At 65.3% G+C, this 16,804-nt stretch carries 17 protein-coding genes; 5 read left to right on the top strand and 12 right to left on the bottom strand.

From position 1 onward, the window contains the following. Positions 1 to 10: 10 nt before the first annotated feature. Both ACPGXI_RS04035 and glpX read right to left on the bottom strand, forming a co-directional pair. On the bottom strand, positions 11 to 1,441 hold the full coding sequence (locus ACPGXI_RS04035) for a class II fumarate hydratase (RefSeq protein WP_526650060.1): 1,431 nt from the start codon (positions 1,439 to 1,441) through the stop codon (positions 11 to 13). Between the two features lie 23 nt (positions 1,442 to 1,464). Beyond that, positions 1,465 to 2,493: a class II fructose-bisphosphatase gene (gene glpX, locus ACPGXI_RS04030; RefSeq protein ID WP_526650058.1), complete on the bottom strand. Its 1,029-nt coding sequence runs from the start codon at positions 2,491 to 2,493 to the stop codon at positions 1,465 to 1,467. A gap of 44 nt (positions 2,494 to 2,537) precedes the next feature. On the opposite strand from glpX, the gene ACPGXI_RS04025 reads away from it, so the two are divergent. Both ACPGXI_RS04025 and ACPGXI_RS04020 read left to right on the top strand, forming a co-directional pair. Further along, complete coding sequence (locus tag ACPGXI_RS04025) at positions 2,538 to 3,215, top strand: DUF4245 family protein (protein WP_526650056.1); 678 nt, start codon at positions 2,538 to 2,540, stop codon at positions 3,213 to 3,215. Between the two features lie 30 nt (positions 3,216 to 3,245). Next, positions 3,246 to 4,043 (top strand): dienelactone hydrolase family protein, encoded by a 798-nt coding sequence (locus ACPGXI_RS04020; RefSeq protein ID WP_526650054.1) that lies wholly within the window; start codon positions 3,246 to 3,248, stop codon positions 4,041 to 4,043. On the opposite strand, the gene ACPGXI_RS04015 is transcribed toward ACPGXI_RS04020, so the two are convergent. The 9 genes from ACPGXI_RS04015 to ACPGXI_RS03975 form a co-directional block, all read right to left on the bottom strand. Then, positions 4,024 to 5,247 (bottom strand): AI-2E family transporter, encoded by a 1,224-nt coding sequence (locus ACPGXI_RS04015; RefSeq protein WP_526650052.1) that lies wholly within the window; start codon positions 5,245 to 5,247, stop codon positions 4,024 to 4,026. The two genes, ACPGXI_RS04020 and ACPGXI_RS04015, sit on opposite strands and share 20 nt — an antisense overlap. A 31-nt stretch (positions 5,248 to 5,278) precedes the next feature. Next, entirely contained in the window at positions 5,279 to 6,118 is an 840-nt protein-coding gene (locus ACPGXI_RS04010; RefSeq protein ID WP_526650050.1) for an SDR family oxidoreductase, read from the bottom strand. Positions 6,119 to 6,277: 159 nt separating this feature from the next. Beyond that, the gene (locus tag ACPGXI_RS04005; protein WP_526650048.1) at positions 6,278 to 7,159 is read right to left on the bottom strand and encodes a formylglycine-generating enzyme family protein; all 882 of its coding nucleotides are present in this window, start codon (positions 7,157 to 7,159) and stop codon (positions 6,278 to 6,280) included. Then, the gene (locus tag ACPGXI_RS04000; RefSeq protein ID WP_526650214.1) at positions 7,152 to 8,069 is read right to left on the bottom strand and encodes an HAD family hydrolase; all 918 of its coding nucleotides are present in this window, start codon (positions 8,067 to 8,069) and stop codon (positions 7,152 to 7,154) included. The genes ACPGXI_RS04005 and ACPGXI_RS04000 overlap by 8 nt, the downstream gene beginning before the upstream one ends. Position 8,070: 1 nt before the next feature. Continuing rightward, on the bottom strand, positions 8,071 to 9,615 hold the full coding sequence (locus tag ACPGXI_RS03995; protein WP_526650046.1) for an arylsulfatase: 1,545 nt from the start codon (positions 9,613 to 9,615) through the stop codon (positions 8,071 to 8,073). Positions 9,616 to 9,856: 241 nt separating this feature from the next. Next, entirely contained in the window at positions 9,857 to 10,954 is a 1,098-nt protein-coding gene (locus ACPGXI_RS03990; protein ID WP_526650045.1) for a 3-beta-hydroxysteroid dehydrogenase, read from the bottom strand. Positions 10,955 to 11,016: 62 nt separating this feature from the next. Next, the gene (locus ACPGXI_RS03985) at positions 11,017 to 11,229 is read right to left on the bottom strand and encodes an exodeoxyribonuclease VII small subunit (RefSeq protein WP_526650043.1); all 213 of its coding nucleotides are present in this window, start codon (positions 11,227 to 11,229) and stop codon (positions 11,017 to 11,019) included. A 30-nt stretch (positions 11,230 to 11,259) separates the two neighbouring features. Continuing rightward, the gene (xseA, locus tag ACPGXI_RS03980) at positions 11,260 to 12,504 is read right to left on the bottom strand and encodes an exodeoxyribonuclease VII large subunit (protein WP_526650040.1); all 1,245 of its coding nucleotides are present in this window, start codon (positions 12,502 to 12,504) and stop codon (positions 11,260 to 11,262) included. Beyond that, positions 12,501 to 13,085 (bottom strand): lipid droplet-associated protein, encoded by a 585-nt coding sequence (locus ACPGXI_RS03975; protein WP_526650038.1) that lies wholly within the window; start codon positions 13,083 to 13,085, stop codon positions 12,501 to 12,503. The genes xseA and ACPGXI_RS03975 overlap by 4 nt, the downstream gene beginning before the upstream one ends. Positions 13,086 to 13,139: 54 nt before the next feature. Between ACPGXI_RS03975 and ACPGXI_RS03970 the strand changes: the two genes are divergently transcribed. Beyond that, positions 13,140 to 14,141, top strand: coding sequence for a 4-hydroxy-3-methylbut-2-enyl diphosphate reductase (locus ACPGXI_RS03970; protein WP_526650036.1), 1,002 nt, complete (start codon positions 13,140 to 13,142; stop codon positions 14,139 to 14,141). 33 nt (positions 14,142 to 14,174) lie between these two features. Here ACPGXI_RS03970 and ACPGXI_RS03965 read toward each other — a convergent pair whose 3' ends face one another. Then, complete coding sequence (locus ACPGXI_RS03965) at positions 14,175 to 15,302, bottom strand: DUF6542 domain-containing protein (protein ID WP_526650034.1); 1,128 nt, start codon at positions 15,300 to 15,302, stop codon at positions 14,175 to 14,177. Positions 15,303 to 15,384: 82 nt separating this feature from the next. Between ACPGXI_RS03965 and ychF the strand changes: the two genes are divergently transcribed. Together ychF and ACPGXI_RS03955 are read left to right on the top strand one after the other, a co-directional pair. After that, positions 15,385 to 16,479 carry a redox-regulated ATPase YchF gene (gene ychF, locus ACPGXI_RS03960; RefSeq protein ID WP_526650032.1) on the top strand — a complete coding sequence of 365 codons (1,095 nt, stop codon included), beginning with the start codon at positions 15,385 to 15,387 and terminating at the stop codon, positions 16,477 to 16,479. Between the two features lie 54 nt (positions 16,480 to 16,533). Continuing rightward, a partial coding sequence (locus ACPGXI_RS03955; protein WP_526650030.1) for a nitroreductase/quinone reductase family protein occupies positions 16,534 to 16,804 on the top strand: 271 nt, incomplete at its 3' end.

Here is a 16,804-nt window from a genome sequence, read left to right as displayed (position 1 = left end):
CCAAATCGCATCAACGTGGGTCGCGGACCTTCGCCATGGCCAGCACGTCGAGTCGCTTGTCGAGTTCCTCCAGGGAGAGTTTGTCGCCGATCAAGCCCCGGTCGATAACGGTCTGGCGAATCGTCTTGCGCTCCTTGAGGGCCTCTTTGGCAACCTTGGCGGCCTCCTCGTAGCCGATCGCCGAGTTCAGCGGCGTGACGATCGATGGCGAGGACTCGGCCAGCTCCCGGAGACGCTGCTCGTGGGCCACCAAGCCGTCGATACACTTGGCGGCGAACAACTTCGACACATTGGCCAGCAGTGTGAACGACTCCAACACGTTGCGGGCCATCATCGGGATGTAGACGTTGAGCTCAAAAGCTCCTGACAGGCCCCCGACCGTGACGGCGGCATCGTTGCCGATCACCTGGGCGGCGACCTGCGTCACCGCTTCGGGGAGCACCGGATTGACTTTGCCCGGCATGATCGAACTGCCCGGCTGCAGGTCGGGCAACTGGATTTCACCAAGCCCGGTGAGGGGACCCGACCCCATCCAGCGGACGTCGTTGGCGATCTTGGTCATCGAGACGGCAATCGTCTTCAGCGCGCCGGACGCTTCGACCAGTCCGTCACGGGCGGCCTGGGCTTCGAAAGAATCTGTTGCGGTGCGCAATTCGGCGATACCAGTCTGGTCGACGAGCACGTCGACCACTTTCGCGCCGAACCCGTCGGGAGCATTGAGGCCGGTGCCCACCGCCGTGCCGCCGATGGCGAGCTCACCCAATCGGGGCAGCGTCGCCTTGACCCGCTCGATTCCGGCCTCCACCTGGCGTGCGTAACCGCTGAACTCCTGGCCGAGTGTCACCGGGACGGCGTCCATCAGATGCGTGCGGCCGGACTTCACTACTGTGCGCCATTGGCGCGCCTTGGAAGCCAGTGACTCGTGGAGCACCTCAAGTCCTGGAATGAGATGCCGCACAGCGGCTTCGGTGGCCGCGATGTGTGTCGCGGTCGGGAAGGTGTCATTCGAGCTCTGGGACATGTTCACGTCGTCGTTGGGGTGCACGGCAACCGGGGGATCGAAGCCGGCGGCAATACTGGCGATGACCTCGTTGGCGTTCATGTTGGAGCTGGTGCCCGAGCCGGTCTGGAATACGTCGATCGGGAACTGATCGTCGTGGCGGCCGTCGGCGATCTCGCCCGCGGCAGCGATGATGGCATCGGCCTTCTCCGGTGCAAGCAACCCCAGGTCCTTGTTCACCTGGGCGCACGCCCCCTTGAGAAGTCCGAGCGCGCGGATCTGAGTGCGCTCCAGGCCGCGGCCGGAAATCGGGAAGTTCTCCACGGCCCGCTGGGTCTGTGCGCGCCACAGCGCATCGATCGGCACCCGGACCTCGCCCATGGTGTCATGCTCGATCCGGTACTCGCCGGCTTCTTTCTGAACAGCGGCGTCGGTGCTCATGTGTGCCCTTCTTGTGTGGGTTGTTACGGCAATGGATGCGCGGCGGATTTGTCGCCGATGAAGTCGACTGCGGAGTACTCGTTGAGCTTGGCCAGGCGGTGGTAGGCATCGATGGTCCGCACGGTGCCGGACTTCGAGCGCATCACGATCGACTGAGTGGTGCACCCGCCGCTGTAGTAGTGCACGCCCTTGAGCAGGTCGCCGTCGGTGACACCGGTGGCGGAGAAGAACACGTTCTCTCCGGAGACCAGATCCTCTGTGTGCAGCACCTGTTCGAGATCGTGGCCGCGGTCGAGAGCCTTTTGCCGCTCGGCGTCGTCGGTTGGGGCGAGTTGAGCCTGGATCGCTCCGCCCATGCAGCGGATCGCCGCGGCGGTGATGATGCCTTCGGGGGTACCGCCGATGCCGACGAGAAGATCGGTTCCGGAATTCGGGCGGCACGCCGCGATGGCGCCGGCGACGTCGCCGTCGGAGATGAGCCGGATGCGGGCTCCGGCCTCACGGACGTCGGCCATCAACTGCAGGTGCCGGGGCCGGTCCAGAACACACACCGTGAGGTCGGCGACGGTCACGTTTCTCGCCTTGGCGACGCGGCGGATGTTCTCGCCGATCGGGGCAGTGATGTCGACGACGTCGACAGCCTCGGGGCCCACGGCGATCTTGTTCATGTAGAAAACCGCTGAGGGGTCGAACATCGCGCCGCGCTCGGCGACCGCCAACACCGAGATGGCGTTGGGCATGCCTTTGCTCATCAGGGTGGTGCCGTCGACCGGATCGACTGCGAAGTCGCAGTCGGGGCCGTCTCCGTTGCCGACTTCCTCACCATTGAAGAGCATGGGCGCGTTGTCCTTCTCGCCCTCGCCGATGACGACGACTCCACGCATCGATACCGAGTTGACCAGTTGGCGCATCGCGTCGACGGCGGCACCGTCGCCGCCCTCCTTGTCACCCCGGCCGACCCAACGCCCGGCGGCCATCGCACCTGCCTCCGTCACCCGCACGAGTTCGAGTGCGAGGTTTCGGTCAGGGGCTTCACGACGTGCGGCGCTCATGGGCAAGATTCTCCCATTAGCGGGGAGCTGGGATACTGGCAGGCATGACTACGCCGCCCGATCCGGGGCAAACGGACGCCGCATCCCCGGCTCCTGCACCTCGGCCCGCCAAGTCCCGCCTCCTCCAAGACGGCCGCGACATGTTCTGGTCGCTGGCACCGCTGGTGCTGGTGTGTGTGATGTTCGCCGGGGTGCTCGGAATGTGCTCGTTTGCGCCGACCGGTCCCGGACCGGGTCCGGTGCCCGACTTCGATGCGCCGGCCGCGCTGCAGGCCGACGCCGAAGCCCTCAACGTCCCCATTCGGTTGCCCGCGCTGCCCGACGGCTGGCGGTCCAACTCGGGCAGCCGCAACGGAATCGATGGCGGGCGAACCGACCCGGTAACCGGGGAGTCGGTACGTGCGGTCAGCTCCACCGTGGGCTACCTGACCCCCGGCGGCCAGTACCTGAGTCTGACGCAGAGCAATGCCGACGAGGACAAGCTGATCGCTACCTACGGCCCGGACTTGGTCCCGATCGGGACGCAGGATGTCAACGGCATCACCTGGATCGTCTACCGAGGAGGCGAGCGCGACGGCAGGCCGGCCGAACCGGTCTGGACCACCCAGTTGCGCGGCCCGTCCGGGCCGGCCCAACTCGCTCTGAAGGGTGCCGCAGGTACCGACGGGTACCGTACGCTGGCGGCTGCGACACAATCCCAGTCGCCGCTGCCGGTCAGCTAGACACAGGATTCGCACGACACAGGAGAAGTCATGACCTCACCGGAGGCCGACCTCACGGGCTGGACCATGGCGCCGTTCTCGGCGGCCGGCTTCACCTACGACGTATATAGCAAGGGCCAGGGTCCCGGCGTCGTACTCATCCCGGAGATGCCGGGCATCCATCCCGGCGTGCTGGCACTGGGGAATCACCTGGTGGACAACGGCTTCACGGTGGATGTGCCGTCGCTCTACGGCACGCCTGGAGCGCCCGGGGTGAGACCGGGTGCGGTGCCGGTGATGCTGCGCGGGTGTGTGGCCAAGGAATTCGCCGCGTTCGCGACCAATGCAGACCGGCCGATTGCCCACTACCTGCGTGCGTTGGCCCGCGATCTCAACGAGAGGACTCCGGGCAAGGGTGTGGGCGTGATCGGTGAATGCTGGAGTGGCGGCTTCGCCCTGGCGGCGGCCGTGGACGACAGCGTGCTGGCCCCGGTGCTGAGCCAGCCGTCGCTGCCGATAGGCCTGACGGCGAAACAGAAAGCCGACCCCGGACTGTCCGATGCGGAGTTGGAAATCGTCGAACGTCGAGCCGCCGACGAGGGACTGTGCGCGCTCGGCCTGCGGTTCAGCGAGGACCCGATGTCACCCGGCGCTCGCTTCAAGACGCTCAAGGCGCGACTCGGCGATGCTTTCGAAGTGATCGAGATCAACTCGAAGAAAGGCAATGAGCACGGGTTCGGCAGGATGGCGCACTCCGTGTTAACCCTGGAAGTTCGCGAGCAGGAGGGCCATCCGGCCTACGAAGCGCGCAAACGAGTCGTCGAGTTTCTCAAGTCCCGTCTGACTTAGCGGCAGGCGCGGGGGCTGCCGGTTCGGGCTCAGGCTTGCTCTCCGGTTCGGGCTGCGACTTCCCGGGCAGCAAGCGGCGCCACCGTGGGATCGAAGGTTGTTCGTCCTCCGAGGGAGCATCGCCGGTGTCGGTGAGCGAGTCCAGATCGGTGCCCTTGTCGACGGCCAGATACACGCTGATGGTCGTCACGATGACGATCATCAGCACCGGCCCCAGGACGATCCCCCAGAAGCCGAACATCGTCAGACCGGCGAACACGGACAGCAGCATCAAGGCTGGGTTCAGGTGCGCATTCTTGGGCACCAGGAACGGGCGCAACACGTTGTCGATGTTGGTCACCACCAAGAGGTGGAACGCCACGACAAACACGCCGCCCACCACGTTGCCGAACACCGCCATGCCGATACCGAGTGGAATGGTCACTATCCCGCCGCCGAGTGGGATGAACGACAGCGCGGTCAAGAAGATGACGAACATGAAGAAGCCGTCGTGGATACCGCCGATGTAGACCGAGATCGCGCCGGCCACCCCCTGGCACACGGCGATGATCAACTGACCCTTGACCGTCGCCGAGACCATCGCTCCGACCTTGGTCAGGTAGATGTCGGACACTTCCTCGCCCAGCGGATTGAGATCGCGCACCAGATCCAACACCTTGGGTCCGTTGGTCAGCAGCGCGACGAACACGTAGAGAAAGATGATCGATCCGGTGACTATCGCCGCGATACTGCCCACCGAGTCTCGGGCGGCGCTCAATGCGAACTCACCGGCGCTCTGGCCGACCTTGGTCGCCGCGTTGCGCACCGAGTCTTCCGTGAGCGTGGTGTCCATGAACGGTACTCGGGCCAGCAGTTCGTTCGCTGAGTTGAGCAACCGCTGGGCCAGCGCGGTGAAATCGGTCTGGCCCGCCCACTGGCCGATGCTGTTCACCAACTGGCTGATCTGGACGACGGCAAGGGCGATGACACCGGTCACCGGGACGGCCACCGTCGCCATCGCGATCAGCAGTGTCACGGTCGCTGACAGGCCGACGCTCATCTTCGCCCGGAACCGTCGGTACAGCGGGTAGAAAAGGTATGCCAGCACCGCGGCGATGGCGATCAGAATGACATAGCCGCGCAGAAAGTAGGCTCCGAAAGCCAGAGCGATCACCGTCGCCACGGCCAGGGCACGCTGCTGTTTGAGGGTGAACGCGGTTGTCATGCAAGCCCTCCTATCGGCACCGAGCGCAACTCTATCCCGAGCCGACGCCGCCGAAGGGCAATCTCGTTCTCTGTCGCGACCGCTGCCCGGCCACGAAGCGCATCGCCAAGCGGTTCATCAGCACTGGCGCCGCCCGCGCGAGCAGCCACTGCGCCTGCGCCACAGCAGGTTTAACGACAATTGCCTTGTTGCGCTCGATCGCGCGGAGGGTGTCGCGCGCCAGCTTGTCTGCGTCGTAGGGCTGGCCGCCTTGGTTCTGCAGGAAGTAATCCCGCCCGACGAAGCCGCCGACCGCACCCTTGTCCAGGATGGGGGTCTCGACGGCGGCGGGGCAGACCACCAGGACTCCGACCCCCCGGGGAACCGCTTCCGACCGCAGGGCCATGGACAGACCCACAACGGCGTGCTTGGTGGCGACATAGCTGGTGACCTGTCCGGCCGCGGTGAGGCCGGCCATCGACGCGGTGTTGATGATGTGGCCGTGGCCCTGTTCCAGCATCTGCGGATAGGCAGCGGCGACGCCATGGACCACTCCGCGCACGTTGACATCGATGATCGCGTTCCACTGGTCGAGGGTGAGCAATTCCGTGTCACCACCCCAGACGATCCCGGCGTTGTTGAACATCAAATCCAGGCGCCCGGCGCGCGCCACCACCTCGTCTACCGCGGCCTGCACCGCGCCGGCGTCGGTAACGTCCAGGTGCGCCGCTCGGACCCGTGGGCCGAGCCGCCCAGCGGTTGCCTGGGCGGCGTCCACGTCGATGTCGGTGCACATGACGTGCGCGCCCGCCAGATCCAGCGCACGGCACAGTGCCGCTCCTATGCCCGAGCCGGCGCCGGTGACGATTGCCTGCTTACCCGCGAAGCTCATTGCTGTTCGACCAGCTTCATGACGATTGTCGACCCGTTGAGGCGGCGCCGGGTGTCGGCGCGTTGCTGTTGATCATCCGATTAGCCCTTCGATGGTGGAGTTCGAACGTGCTCCAATGGCACATCCGGAGACCTAAAGTGCAATAGCCCTCGCTGGCTCTCAGCGCTTGACACAGCGAAAACCTATGTGGCTCATGCCGGTATCGATAGGCTGCGGTCGGCGCGCGGCGGGACGGTATCTCATACAGTAGCTGTCCGCGCACAGGAAGGACCCACCTTTGACCACCCTGCGCGGCACCTGAAACTGTGCCTGCCGCGGATCGATGCTGTCGGCCGCACAGCAGCCGCCGGAGTCGGGAGTGTCCTTGTACCAGTCCAGCGTCCACTCCCAGACGTTGCCCGCCATGTCGAACAATCCGTAGCCGTTGGCCGGAAAACTGCCGACGGGCGCCGTCTGTCCGTACCCGGTGTCGGGCAGATACGGAAACTCGCCGTGCCAATAATTCGCCAGCCGCTGCCCGGGAAGCTCGGGATCGTCGCCCCAGGCGTAGGTACTGTGCGGTAGGCCGCCTCGCGCGGCGACCTCCCACTCCGCTTCGGTGGGCAGATCGGATTTCGCCCAATCTGCATACGCCGCAGCATCTTCGAAAGCGACGTGTACCACCGGATGGTGATCACGGTTCTTCAGAGAGGAGCGCGGGCCCCGCGGGTGGTTCCAGCATGCGCCGGGTGTCCAGGTCCACCAGAGGTTGAGATGTCTCAGGTCTACAGGTCCGGCGGTGCGCCCGAACACCAGTGATCCGGGCTGTAGGTTCTCCGGGGGCGCATCAGGGTAATCGCCGGAGTTCAGTGGACGCTCCGCGACGGTGACATAGCCGGTTTCGGAGACGAATTGGGCGAACTGGGTATTGGTCACCTGCCGGGTGTGTATCCAGAATCCATCGACGGTGACGGCGCGAGCGGGCGCCTCCTCGGGGTAGTGGTCGTCGGACCCGAGGGTGGCTGTCTGTGCCGGCACCCACGCCAGGTCGGGGTCATTCACCGAACACGGTCGTCCAGTCGTCCTTCACGCTGGGGACGGTCCATCCCGACTGGGAGGCAAGTTCCAGCGCCCGTTCCGCTCCGGCCGTGTAGGCGAACTCGCGGTCGGCGTCGTCGTGGCGGACCAGCAGCTGTAGCGACGGCGTACTCGAGGCCTCGGCATACTTGAGCATCTCGATGTCACCGTTGGAGTTCCCGGCGACCAAGATCGGTCGCCGCCCTGTCCGGCCCCAGATGCGGACGGGCTTGACGGGGCCGTCGTCGAAGAACTCCGGCTCCGCGGTGGTGAGCAGCTGGCCGTCGCTAAAAACCAGGCCCACCGAGCTGCCGATGACCCGCTCCGGGGGTATGCCGTACATGCCCATCGTGATGGGGCGCATGAAGTCGCGCCCGCCGCCGGAAGCGACGTAGTTGGTAAAACTGTTGGCCGCCAGATACTTCAGCAATTCGATCATCGGCTGGTAGCCACAGGAGGTATATGCCCGGCCCAGCGTGGGGTGCTTCGCCTCGGCGAAGAATGCCTTCACCCGATCGGCGTGTTCTTCGACGGTGATGTCCTGGTGGGCCGAGAATATGGCTGCCATAAGGACTTTGAGGTCACTGTCATCACCCCGGTAGTGATTGGTCACCGCGTCGCCGAACCATTTCAGGTCGCCCTCGACCGCGGCACGATACGGCGGCCGGTCGAGTAGTGCTGGATCGTCGGCAGCCTGCTCGGCGAAGCGTCGGATGAGGAAATCCAGCTGGATGTACATCGGCTTCTCGCACCACAATGTGCCGTCGTTGTCGAAGACCGCGATGCGCGCTTCCGGCTCCACGAAATCCGGCCCGCCCTCGGCGGTGACGCGACCTACGAAGTCGATGATCGCCGACTTCGTAGGACCGTCGTGCCAGCAATCGAGGACTCCCAAGTCAGCCACCCACCGTCTCGAGGTAGCTGTTGAGCTTCTTGACCGCGTGGGTGATGGTGAACGAGGACGGCTCGCTGCGCGGCGGAAACTCCTTGAATGTCTCCAGGAACTGCAGCACCAGCGCATTGCCGTAGAACACGATGAAGTCGCGGTCCAGGAACCAGTCCCAATAGGTGTTCGACGTGACATCGGCCCGCTCGAAGGGGTCGGTGCGCAGGTTGAACAGCTTGGGAATTCGCAGCTCGGTGAATGGTTCGAACCACACCTGCAGGGTGCCCTGGCAACGCTGCTCCATGAACACCATCTTCCAGTTCTCGAACCGGATACCCAGCACGTCGCAGTCGTCGGAGAAGTAGATCAGCCCGCGGCGGGGACTTTCTTCCACCTCGCCGGTGAGGTAAGGCAGCAGGTTGTAGCCGTCGATGTGGACGTGATAGGTCTGGTTGTCGATCGTGTGGCCCTGTTTGAGTTTTTCGACGATGTCGGGCACACCGGCCGCGGCCAGCAAGGTCGGAAGCCAGTCGTGATGCTGGACGATCTCATTGGACACCACCCCGGCTTCGATTTTTCCGGGCCAACGGATCATCTCCGGTACCCGGAACGCGCCCTCCCAGCCGGTGTTCTTCTCGCTGCGGAACGGAGTGGTGGCGCCGTCGGGCCAGGTGTTGGCGTGGGGCCCGTTATCTGTGGAGTAGATGACGAGGGTGTCCTCGGCGATGCCGAGTTCATCGAGGTAGTCCAGCAGGCGCCCCACGTGCTTGTCGTGGTCGACCATCGTGTCGTGGTAGTGCGACTGCCAGCGGCCGGCCTGCCCGAGGCTTTCCGGCTTGGTGTGGGTCCGGAAGTGCATGTGCGTGGTGTTCATCCACACGAAGAACGGCGTATCGGATTCGTGCTGTCGTCGGACGAAGTCCATACACGCGTCAGTCGTCTCGTCGTCGATGGTCTCCATCCGCTTCTTGGTCAGCGGGCCGGTGTCCTCGACGCGCTGTTTGCCCAGCGGCCCGAACCGCTCGTCGACCTCGTCGGAGGGCTCCTCGGTGGCCCAGGAGTGGATCACTCCGCGCGGTAGCAGCATCTTGCGCAATCTGGGGGCTTCTTCGGCGGTGGGGTACTCCGGATGTTCGGGTTCTTCCTCGGCGTTGAGGTGATAGAGGTTGCCGAAGAACTCGTCGAAGCCGTGCGCGGTGGGCAGGTACTTGTTCAGGTCACCCAAGTGGTTCTTGCCGAACTGTCCGGTCGCGTAGCCCAGTGGTTTGAGCAATGCGGCGACGGTCGGATCCTCCGGCGACAATCCCATGTCCACCCCGGGCATGCCCACCTTGCTCAATCCGGTGCGGTACACGCTCTGTCCGGTGATGAAGGACGATCTGCCCGCCGTGCAACTCTGTTCGCCGTAGGAATCGGTGAACCGCATGCCTTCGGCGGCGATCCGATCGATGTTCGGGGTGCGATAACCCATCAGGCCGTCGCTGTAGCAGCTCAGGTTGGTGATTCCGATGTCGTCGCCCCAGATCACGAGAATATTCGGCTTGCCAGCTGGCACGGTCGCATCCTTTCGGTGGAACTACATGGGTGAGAAGCGGATTCAGTCCGCGAAGGGGACTCGTCGATCTTCTCCGGAAATGTCGGCGGCCGCGAGGTGGTACCGGTTGCCGTCAGGCATCGTTCCCCCTTCGGCAGTAGAAAGGTCGCCAGTCGTTCCTCGTCGAGCCTAGGCGATCAACACCTGGACGCTCGGCCCCAGGTTCGTCTCGGCGAAAATTCGCCCGGCAGCAACGCGACCTTCAGTCCTTCGGCGGCGCTGGGTCCGCCTGCGCCGACTCTGCCTCCATCTGGTGGAACAGTTCGACGTAGTAGGGCAGGCAATGCTCGAGCGCATCCTGGGTGGTGTATAGCGGCTGGTAGCCGAGATCGCGCTGGGCCTTGGCGATCGAGAAGTAATTGTCCAAGTAGACCCGTTCCACCCCAGTGGGTTCCAGCAACGGCTTTGGCAGACCGAAACGAAAATGCAGCCATTGCCAGCCGGACATGGCCAACCAGACAGGGCGGCCAGGCACCCGAAGCGTGGGCCAGCGCCGGCCGCACGCCTCGACTACCGGACGCGCGAATTCGAACATATTGATCGGCTCGCCGTCGTTGATGAAGTACGCCTGTCCGGGAGCAGTGCCGCCCGGGACCAGATGTTGGGCGGCCAGGATGAACCCGTGGATCAAGTTGTGCACGTAGGAGTTGTCGAGCTTGGCGTTCCTGTTACCGACCAGCATCTTGACGTGTCCGGCCAGCATACTTTCGAACAGCTTGCGAAACATGGTCTGATCGCCGCGACCCCAGATGCCACTGGGCCGGATCGAGCAGGTCAACAGGCCCTGAACGCCGTTCTGGGACAGCACGAACTTCTCGGCCGCCACTTTGGTCTCGGTGTAGAGATCATTGAAACGTTCGGTGTACGGCAGACTTTCGTTGCCGCCGGAGATGCGCTGGCCGCCCATGACCACGCTGTTGGACGCCGTGTAGACGAACCTTTGGACCCCAGCCTTCTGGGCGGCGTGTACCAGGTTCTGGGTGCCGGTGACGTTGACGGCGAAGCTGCGCCGCCGGTACTCCTCGGTGACCGACGCACCGCCCATCAGGTCGATGATGGCTGCGGTGTGAATGATCGTGTCGGAATCGGTGACGGCCGCGGCGACGTCGTCGACATCGGTGATGTCACCCTGAAACACCTCCAGCCGCGGATGCGCGGGCAGCGGTGAGGGGGCCCGGTCGAAGGAGCGGACCTCGAGTCCGCGGTCCAGTAACTCGGTCACCAGGTTGGCGCCGACGAAGCCGGAGCCTCCCGTCACCAGAACCTGACCGAGTTCAGTGGTCAACGATGCATCGCCCATTCGGGGAGAATAACTGAAACGTGTTTCAATTTCGATAGCCGGTCATCACGCTGCCTGGGCAATCAATCGGTCCCGTCGCCGTCGGTGGCTAGCGCCTGCTCTACCCGTTTGCGAGCCCCAGCTAAGTGGTCTTCGCAGCGTTTGGCCAGCTGTTCGCCTCTTTCCCACAGCTTCAGCGACGCATCCAGATCGAGTCCGCCGTGTTCGAGCTGCTGAACGACGTCGATCAGCTCGTCACGCGCTGTCTCGTAGTCGAGCTCGCTAATAGGCTTCATCGCCGGGCTCCCTCATCCACATCACCGGTATCACCCATCCTCAGCCCCCGCGCTGGTCGCCGAGATGGCGCCATCGACCACTCGCACCCGCAGCAGTGTGCCCGCGGGTGCGTCGGCAACTGAGTGCAGTACCTGGGCCGCGCTGCCAGAGGAGTGCGCCGGGCGCGTCTGCACCACGGCGTAGCCGCGGGCCAGCGTCGCAGCGGGTCCCAGCGTCGACAGCCGCGCCGACAGGTGGCCGATGCGTTCGGATTCGGTGGCCAGCAGCCGTGTGACGTCGCGGCGGGCCGCTGTCCGCGCGCGGTGGATCTCCTCGGCTCGCGCGTGGAGTGCGTCGAGCGGTCTGGCCAGCACCGGTCTACCGCGCAGCTGCGACAGGGTGTGTTGCTCGCGGGTCACCCAGTTGCGCAGCGAGCGTGCGCTGCGCCGCCGCAGATCCGCTACCAGAGCCTGCTCGGTAGCGGAGTCGGGCACGATTCGCTTGGCTGCGTCGGTTGGCGTGGCTGCACGCAGGTCAGCGACGAGATCGCACAGCGGGCTGTCCGGCTCGTGGCCGATCGCGCTGACGATCGGTGTCGTGCACTTGGCGATCTCCCGGCACAGCGTCTCATCGGAGAAGGGCAGCAGATCCTCGACGCTGCCACCACCACGGGCGAGGACGATGACGTCGACGTCCGGATCGGCGTCCAGAGCACGCAGGGCTTCGACGATCTGTGACACGGCGTTGGGTCCCTGCACTGCCGCATTACGCACGGCGAACCGCACCGCGGGCCAGCGGCCGATCGCCAGGGCGGTGACGTCGTGCTCGGCGGCGGACGCCCGCCCGGTGATCAGCCCGATGGTTCCGGGCAGGAACGGGACTGGCCGCTTCAGCCGGGGATCGAACAGACCCTCGGCGTCGAGCAGCCGGCGCAACCGATCAATGCGGGCCAGCAGCTCGCCCAGGCCGACCGCCCGAATATCGCTGATGCGCAGGGTAAATGACCCGTTGCGGGTGTAGAACTGCGGTCGGCCGTGCATGATCACCTGGGTGCCCTCGGCGAGCTGCACCGGGGCGTTGGTCACCAGATCGCGCGGACAACTGACAGTCAGTGACATGTCGGCTGCAGCGTCACGAAGCACCATCCACGCGGTGGACTGGCGCACCTTCAATTCGGTTATCTGGCCTTCGACCCATACTGTGCCGAGCCGGTCGATGTATTTGGCGAGGCGGGTGGCGACCGCACGCACCGGCCAGGGATTGTCCGCGGACTTGCCCTGCTCGGCTGCGGTCACTTGGCCGTCGCGCGGGTGATCCTGTTGTGCAGCAGCGTCTGGAACGGGGCGCGCGCTTTGCCGGACTCCTCATAGGCGAGCAGGGCCTCCAGGTCCGCGACCCGCAGCGTTGTCAATCGGGCACGCAGTTGGGCGAGTGTGAGCTCCTCGTAGTCCAGCTCCGCGACGATCTCCGGGGTCGCGCCGGAGACCGCAGCGGCCACCGTCTCCGCTGACCGCGGGGCGTCGGGTGCCTCCGGCTCCACGCTGAACAGCGCAAAGCGGCCCTCGGTCAGGCGCTCACCGTCGCGCGGCGGCGGGTCCATCACCTCACCGCCGGAGTCGGTTTCGATGTCGACCTCGTCATCGAACGTCGCCCATTCCGGTTGCTCGTCCTTGGGCGGGAAAATGGTCTCGAGAGTTTCGTCGCCCCTGATGACCAGATCGGCGACATCCTGCTGCATTTTCATCACCAGCTGAGCGATCTGGCTTGCCACAGTCATCGGGTACATGAGGATGGTCTGGGGGAGCCTGCGGGTTTCCTCGAGAGCGGTCACCGCCGCACCCACCAGCAGACGGAGCCCATACGGTGCTGTTGCCATGGCCCTTAGCCTACGGCTGCGCGGTCTGCCTGTCGGGTCAGTACCCTTAGTGTCATGCCGACGTCGATCAACATGGGGATTCCTGGCACCTCGAGCTCGGTCGCCGGGGGAGTTCCGGGCAAGCGGGTGCTCCTCGCCGAGCCCCGCGGCTACTGCGCGGGCGTCGACCGTGCGGTGGAGACTGTTGAGCGCGCACTGGAGAAGCACGGCGCTCCGGTCTACGTACGCCACGAGATCGTGCACAACCGCCATGTCGTCGAGACGCTGGCGCATGCGGGTGCGGTTTTCGTCGATGAGACCCACCAGGTGCCCGAGGGCGCCATCGTGGTGTTCTCCGCGCACGGCGTCGCACCGACCGTGCACCAGACCGCGGCCGAGCGTGACCTGCAGGTCATCGACGCCACTTGCCCGTTGGTGACCAAGGTGCACAACGAGGCCAAGCGGTTCGCCCGCGACGACTACGACATTCTGCTGATCGGTCACGAGGGCCACGAAGAGGTCGTCGGCACGGCGGGCGAGGCCCCCGACCACGTGCAGTTGGTGGACGGACCCGAAGCCGTCGACAAGGTCGTCGTCCGCGACCTCAACAAGATCATCTGGCTGTCCCAGACCACGCTGAGTGTCGACGAGACCATGGAGACTGTGCGGCGGCTGCGGGAGCGCTTCCCGACGCTGCAGGACCCGCCCAGCGACGACATCTGCTACGCCACCCAGAACCGTCAGGTCGCGGTCAAGGCGATGGCGCCCGAATGCCAGTTGGTGATCGTGGTCGGCTCGCAGAACTCGTCCAACTCGGTCCGGCTGGTCGAGGTCGCGCTGGGCGCGGGGTCTGACGCGTCGTACCTGGTGGACTACGCGGGCGACATCGACCCCGAGTGGCTCGACGGCGTGACCACCGTCGGTGTGACCTCTGGCGCGTCGGTCCCCGAAGTGTTGGTGCGGGGGGTGTTGGAGCGGTTGGCCGAGTCTGGCTTCGGGGTCGTGCAGCCGGTCACCACGGCCAACGAGACGTTGGTGTTCGCCCTGCCTCGGGAGATCCGTCCGGCCCGAAGTTAGTCGAGCTCAGACGTCGTCTTCCCGCCGGTTGGGTCAGGCGTCGCGGGGGTCGCGCCGCCGGCCTCGGTACTCGGGCTGGTCGTCGGCGCCGTCCGGGCCGCGGTAGCGCACCCGAGAGACCGGGTGATGCGAGTCCCCTCCGGTCGGACGGTGCCGTTCCCGGGGTTCGTAGTTGTCGGGCCGGTAGTCGTCCGGCCGGTAGCTGTCGGTCCGGTAGTCCTCGGGTTCGTAGTTGTCGGGCCGGTAGTCGTCACGGTGCCGGCGGGGTTGTGGACGCTCGCGGCGCTCGGCCCGGTCGCGGGCTGCCCGGCGTTCGCCTGGCGGGGTTGCGCGGCGTCCGCCCGGCGGGACAGCCCGGCGGGGATCTCTTTCTGACGATGCCCGCGCACGGCGGCGCGGCTCGCCGGCCGGTGTGGGCTCGCCAGGCCGGGGTCGGTGCCGGCGGGGACGATCGATATCCACGATCGGGTCGATGCTCTCCGTGCCGGGCGGACGCGCATGCCGAGACCGGGACGGGGCGCCGGCTCGCCTGGCGGGCCGAGCGCCGGGTGCTGCCCGGTCGGTAGCAGCATTCGTCGCGCCGCGGGGTGTCCGGTCGACCGAATGGCGTCGTGGCTTCCGTCCGGCGGCATCCGAGGTTGAAGCCCTGCCCAGCAGTGACGCCAACTTCGCGGCAAGCAGACCGCCGGCAGCGGGCTTTTCTTCCGGGGCAGCGGCGCCGCGCCCGGACGACGCGCCCACATACCAGCGGGCGATGGCGAGCAGCAGTACTGCCGCCGAGGTGAAGAACATCAGCGGAAACCGCTCGATCAAGGGGTAACCGCAGTTGATCAGCATGTCCTTGATGCCATGGATATCGGAGCTGTGCATCACGTAGTAGGCCCCGGGCACCATGACGAACAGGAGTAGTGGCGGCTGGATAGCCGCGGTGAACACCGCGCCTTGGCGCACCGCAAGCACCGCCGCCAGGCAGCCGAGAGCATAAAACGCGGAAAAGACCCCGGTCAGTTCCTTGCCGCCCGAGCTGATATCGATAGCGAAACCGATCGCGGACGCGACGACGGCGACCAGGACTGCGCCCCACCAGGGAATTCCAGCGATGCCGGGGTGTGCTGAGCGGTGATCAGCCGGTATTGACGGCCGCGCGCTCTGTCCAGACACAGGTCGACCGTACCGGCTCGAAGAGCCAGAGACCGCCAGCGCAGAGTGGCGTGCCGATCACTTCTCCTAGACTCTGCAGTCCGTGGGCCTGAATCTGGGAATCGTCGGACTGCCGAACGTCGGAAAGTCGACCTTGTTCAATGCGCTGACGCGTAACGACGTGTTGGCCGCCAACTACCCGTTCGCGACTATCGAGCCGAACGAAGGGGTGGTGGCGCTCCCCGACTCCCGGCTTGGCGAGCTCGCCAGGATCTTCGGCTCCGAGAAAGTGGTACCCGCGCCGGTGACTTTCGTCGACATCGCCGGCATCGTCAAAGGGGCGTCGGAGGGCGCCGGCCTGGGCAACAAGTTCCTGGCCAACATCCGCGAGAGCGACGCCATATGCCAAGTGGTGCGGGTCTTCGCCGATGACGACGTCGTCCACGTCGACGGTCGGGTAGATCCCAAGTCCGATATCGAGATCATCGAGACCGAGTTGATCCTCGCCGACATGCAGACGCTGGAACGGGCGCTGCCGCGGCTGGAGAAAGAGGCCCGCACCCACAAGGACCGAAAGCCGGTGCTCGACGCGGCGACCGCCGCCCAGCAAGTGCTCGACAGCGGCAGGACCCTGTTCTCCGCCCGGATGGACGTGTCGTTGCTTCGCGAACTGAACCTGATGACCTCCAAGCCATTCCTCTACGTGTTCAACGCCGACGAGTCGGTGCTCACCGATTCGGCACGGCTGGCCGAGTTGCGTGACCTTGTCACACCGGCTGACGCCGTTTTCCTGGACGCCAAGATCGAAGCAGAACTCCAAGAGTTAGACGAGGAGTCGGCCGCCGAACTGCTCGAGTCGATCGGTCAGGCCGAGCGTGGGCTGGATGGGTTGGCGAGGGCAGGTTTTCACACGCTCAAGCTGCAGACCTACCTCACCGCAGGCCCGAAAGAGGCCCGCGCGTGGACGATTCACCAGGGGGACACTGCGCCGAAGGCCGCCGGCGTCATCCATTCGGACTTCGAGAAGGGCTTCATCAAGGCCGAGACCGTGTCCTACGACGACCTCGTCGCCGCCGGCTCCATGGCCGCTGCGAAAGCGGCGGGCAAGGTGCGGATGGAGGGCAAAGATTACGTAATGGCCGACGGCGACGTGGTCGAGTTCCGGTTCCAAGCATCGTCCGGCCAGCCAAAGAAGTAGGCGGAGCGCGGCGATGGGCAAGCGTGGCGAGCCCGACGGCGAGAACATTGGCCGGTGGCTGGTCAAGAGACCAACATCGTGTACGAGCAATACCTTCGATTCTCGCGTCAGTTGGGTCACTATCGCTGGTTCTCGTGGACCATGAAGCATTTCGGATCGCGCCTGGACCGCGCCATGATCCGGGCCAGCCGTGGCCGAGTGTCGATCAGTGGCCCTGCGATGCAGACGATGTTGCTGACGACCAAAGGAAGAAAAACGGGCAAGGAGCGAACGGTGCCGGTGTACTTCGTGCGGGATGGCAAGAAGCTCGTTGCAGTCTGCGAGA

This window comes from Mycobacterium sp. (assembly GCF_049608025.1).
Taxonomy (GTDB): domain Bacteria; phylum Actinomycetota; class Actinomycetes; order Mycobacteriales; family Mycobacteriaceae; genus Mycobacterium.
The sequence above is the reverse complement of the archived record's forward strand: the minus strand, read 5'-3'. Positions and strand labels throughout refer to the sequence as shown.

What these genes read in the sequence shown, in the direction of transcription:
- ACPGXI_RS04035 (WP_526650060.1), bottom strand. Translation starts at nt 1,441, where the DNA reads ATGAGCACCGACGCCGCTGTTCAGAAAGAAGCCGGCGAGTACCGGATC.
- glpX (WP_526650058.1), bottom strand. Translation starts at nt 2,493, where the DNA reads ATGAGCGCCGCACGTCGTGAAGCCCCTGACCGAAACCTCGCACTCGAA.
- ACPGXI_RS04025 (WP_526650056.1), top strand. Translation starts at nt 2,538, where the DNA reads ATGACTACGCCGCCCGATCCGGGGCAAACGGACGCCGCATCCCCGGCT.
- ACPGXI_RS04020 (WP_526650054.1), top strand. Translation starts at nt 3,246, where the DNA reads ATGACCTCACCGGAGGCCGACCTCACGGGCTGGACCATGGCGCCGTTC.
- ACPGXI_RS04015 (WP_526650052.1), bottom strand. Translation starts at nt 5,247, where the DNA reads ATGACAACCGCGTTCACCCTCAAACAGCAGCGTGCCCTGGCCGTGGCG.
- ACPGXI_RS04010 (WP_526650050.1), bottom strand. Translation starts at nt 6,118, where the DNA reads ATGAGCTTCGCGGGTAAGCAGGCAATCGTCACCGGCGCCGGCTCGGGC.
- ACPGXI_RS03990 (WP_526650045.1), bottom strand. Translation starts at nt 10,954, where the DNA reads ATGGGCGATGCATCGTTGACCACTGAACTCGGTCAGGTTCTGGTGACG.
- ACPGXI_RS03985 (WP_526650043.1), bottom strand. Translation starts at nt 11,229, where the DNA reads ATGAAGCCTATTAGCGAGCTCGACTACGAGACAGCGCGTGACGAGCTG.
- ACPGXI_RS03975 (WP_526650038.1), bottom strand. Translation starts at nt 13,085, where the DNA reads ATGGCAACAGCACCGTATGGGCTCCGTCTGCTGGTGGGTGCGGCGGTG.
- ACPGXI_RS03970 (WP_526650036.1), top strand. Translation starts at nt 13,140, where the DNA reads ATGCCGACGTCGATCAACATGGGGATTCCTGGCACCTCGAGCTCGGTC.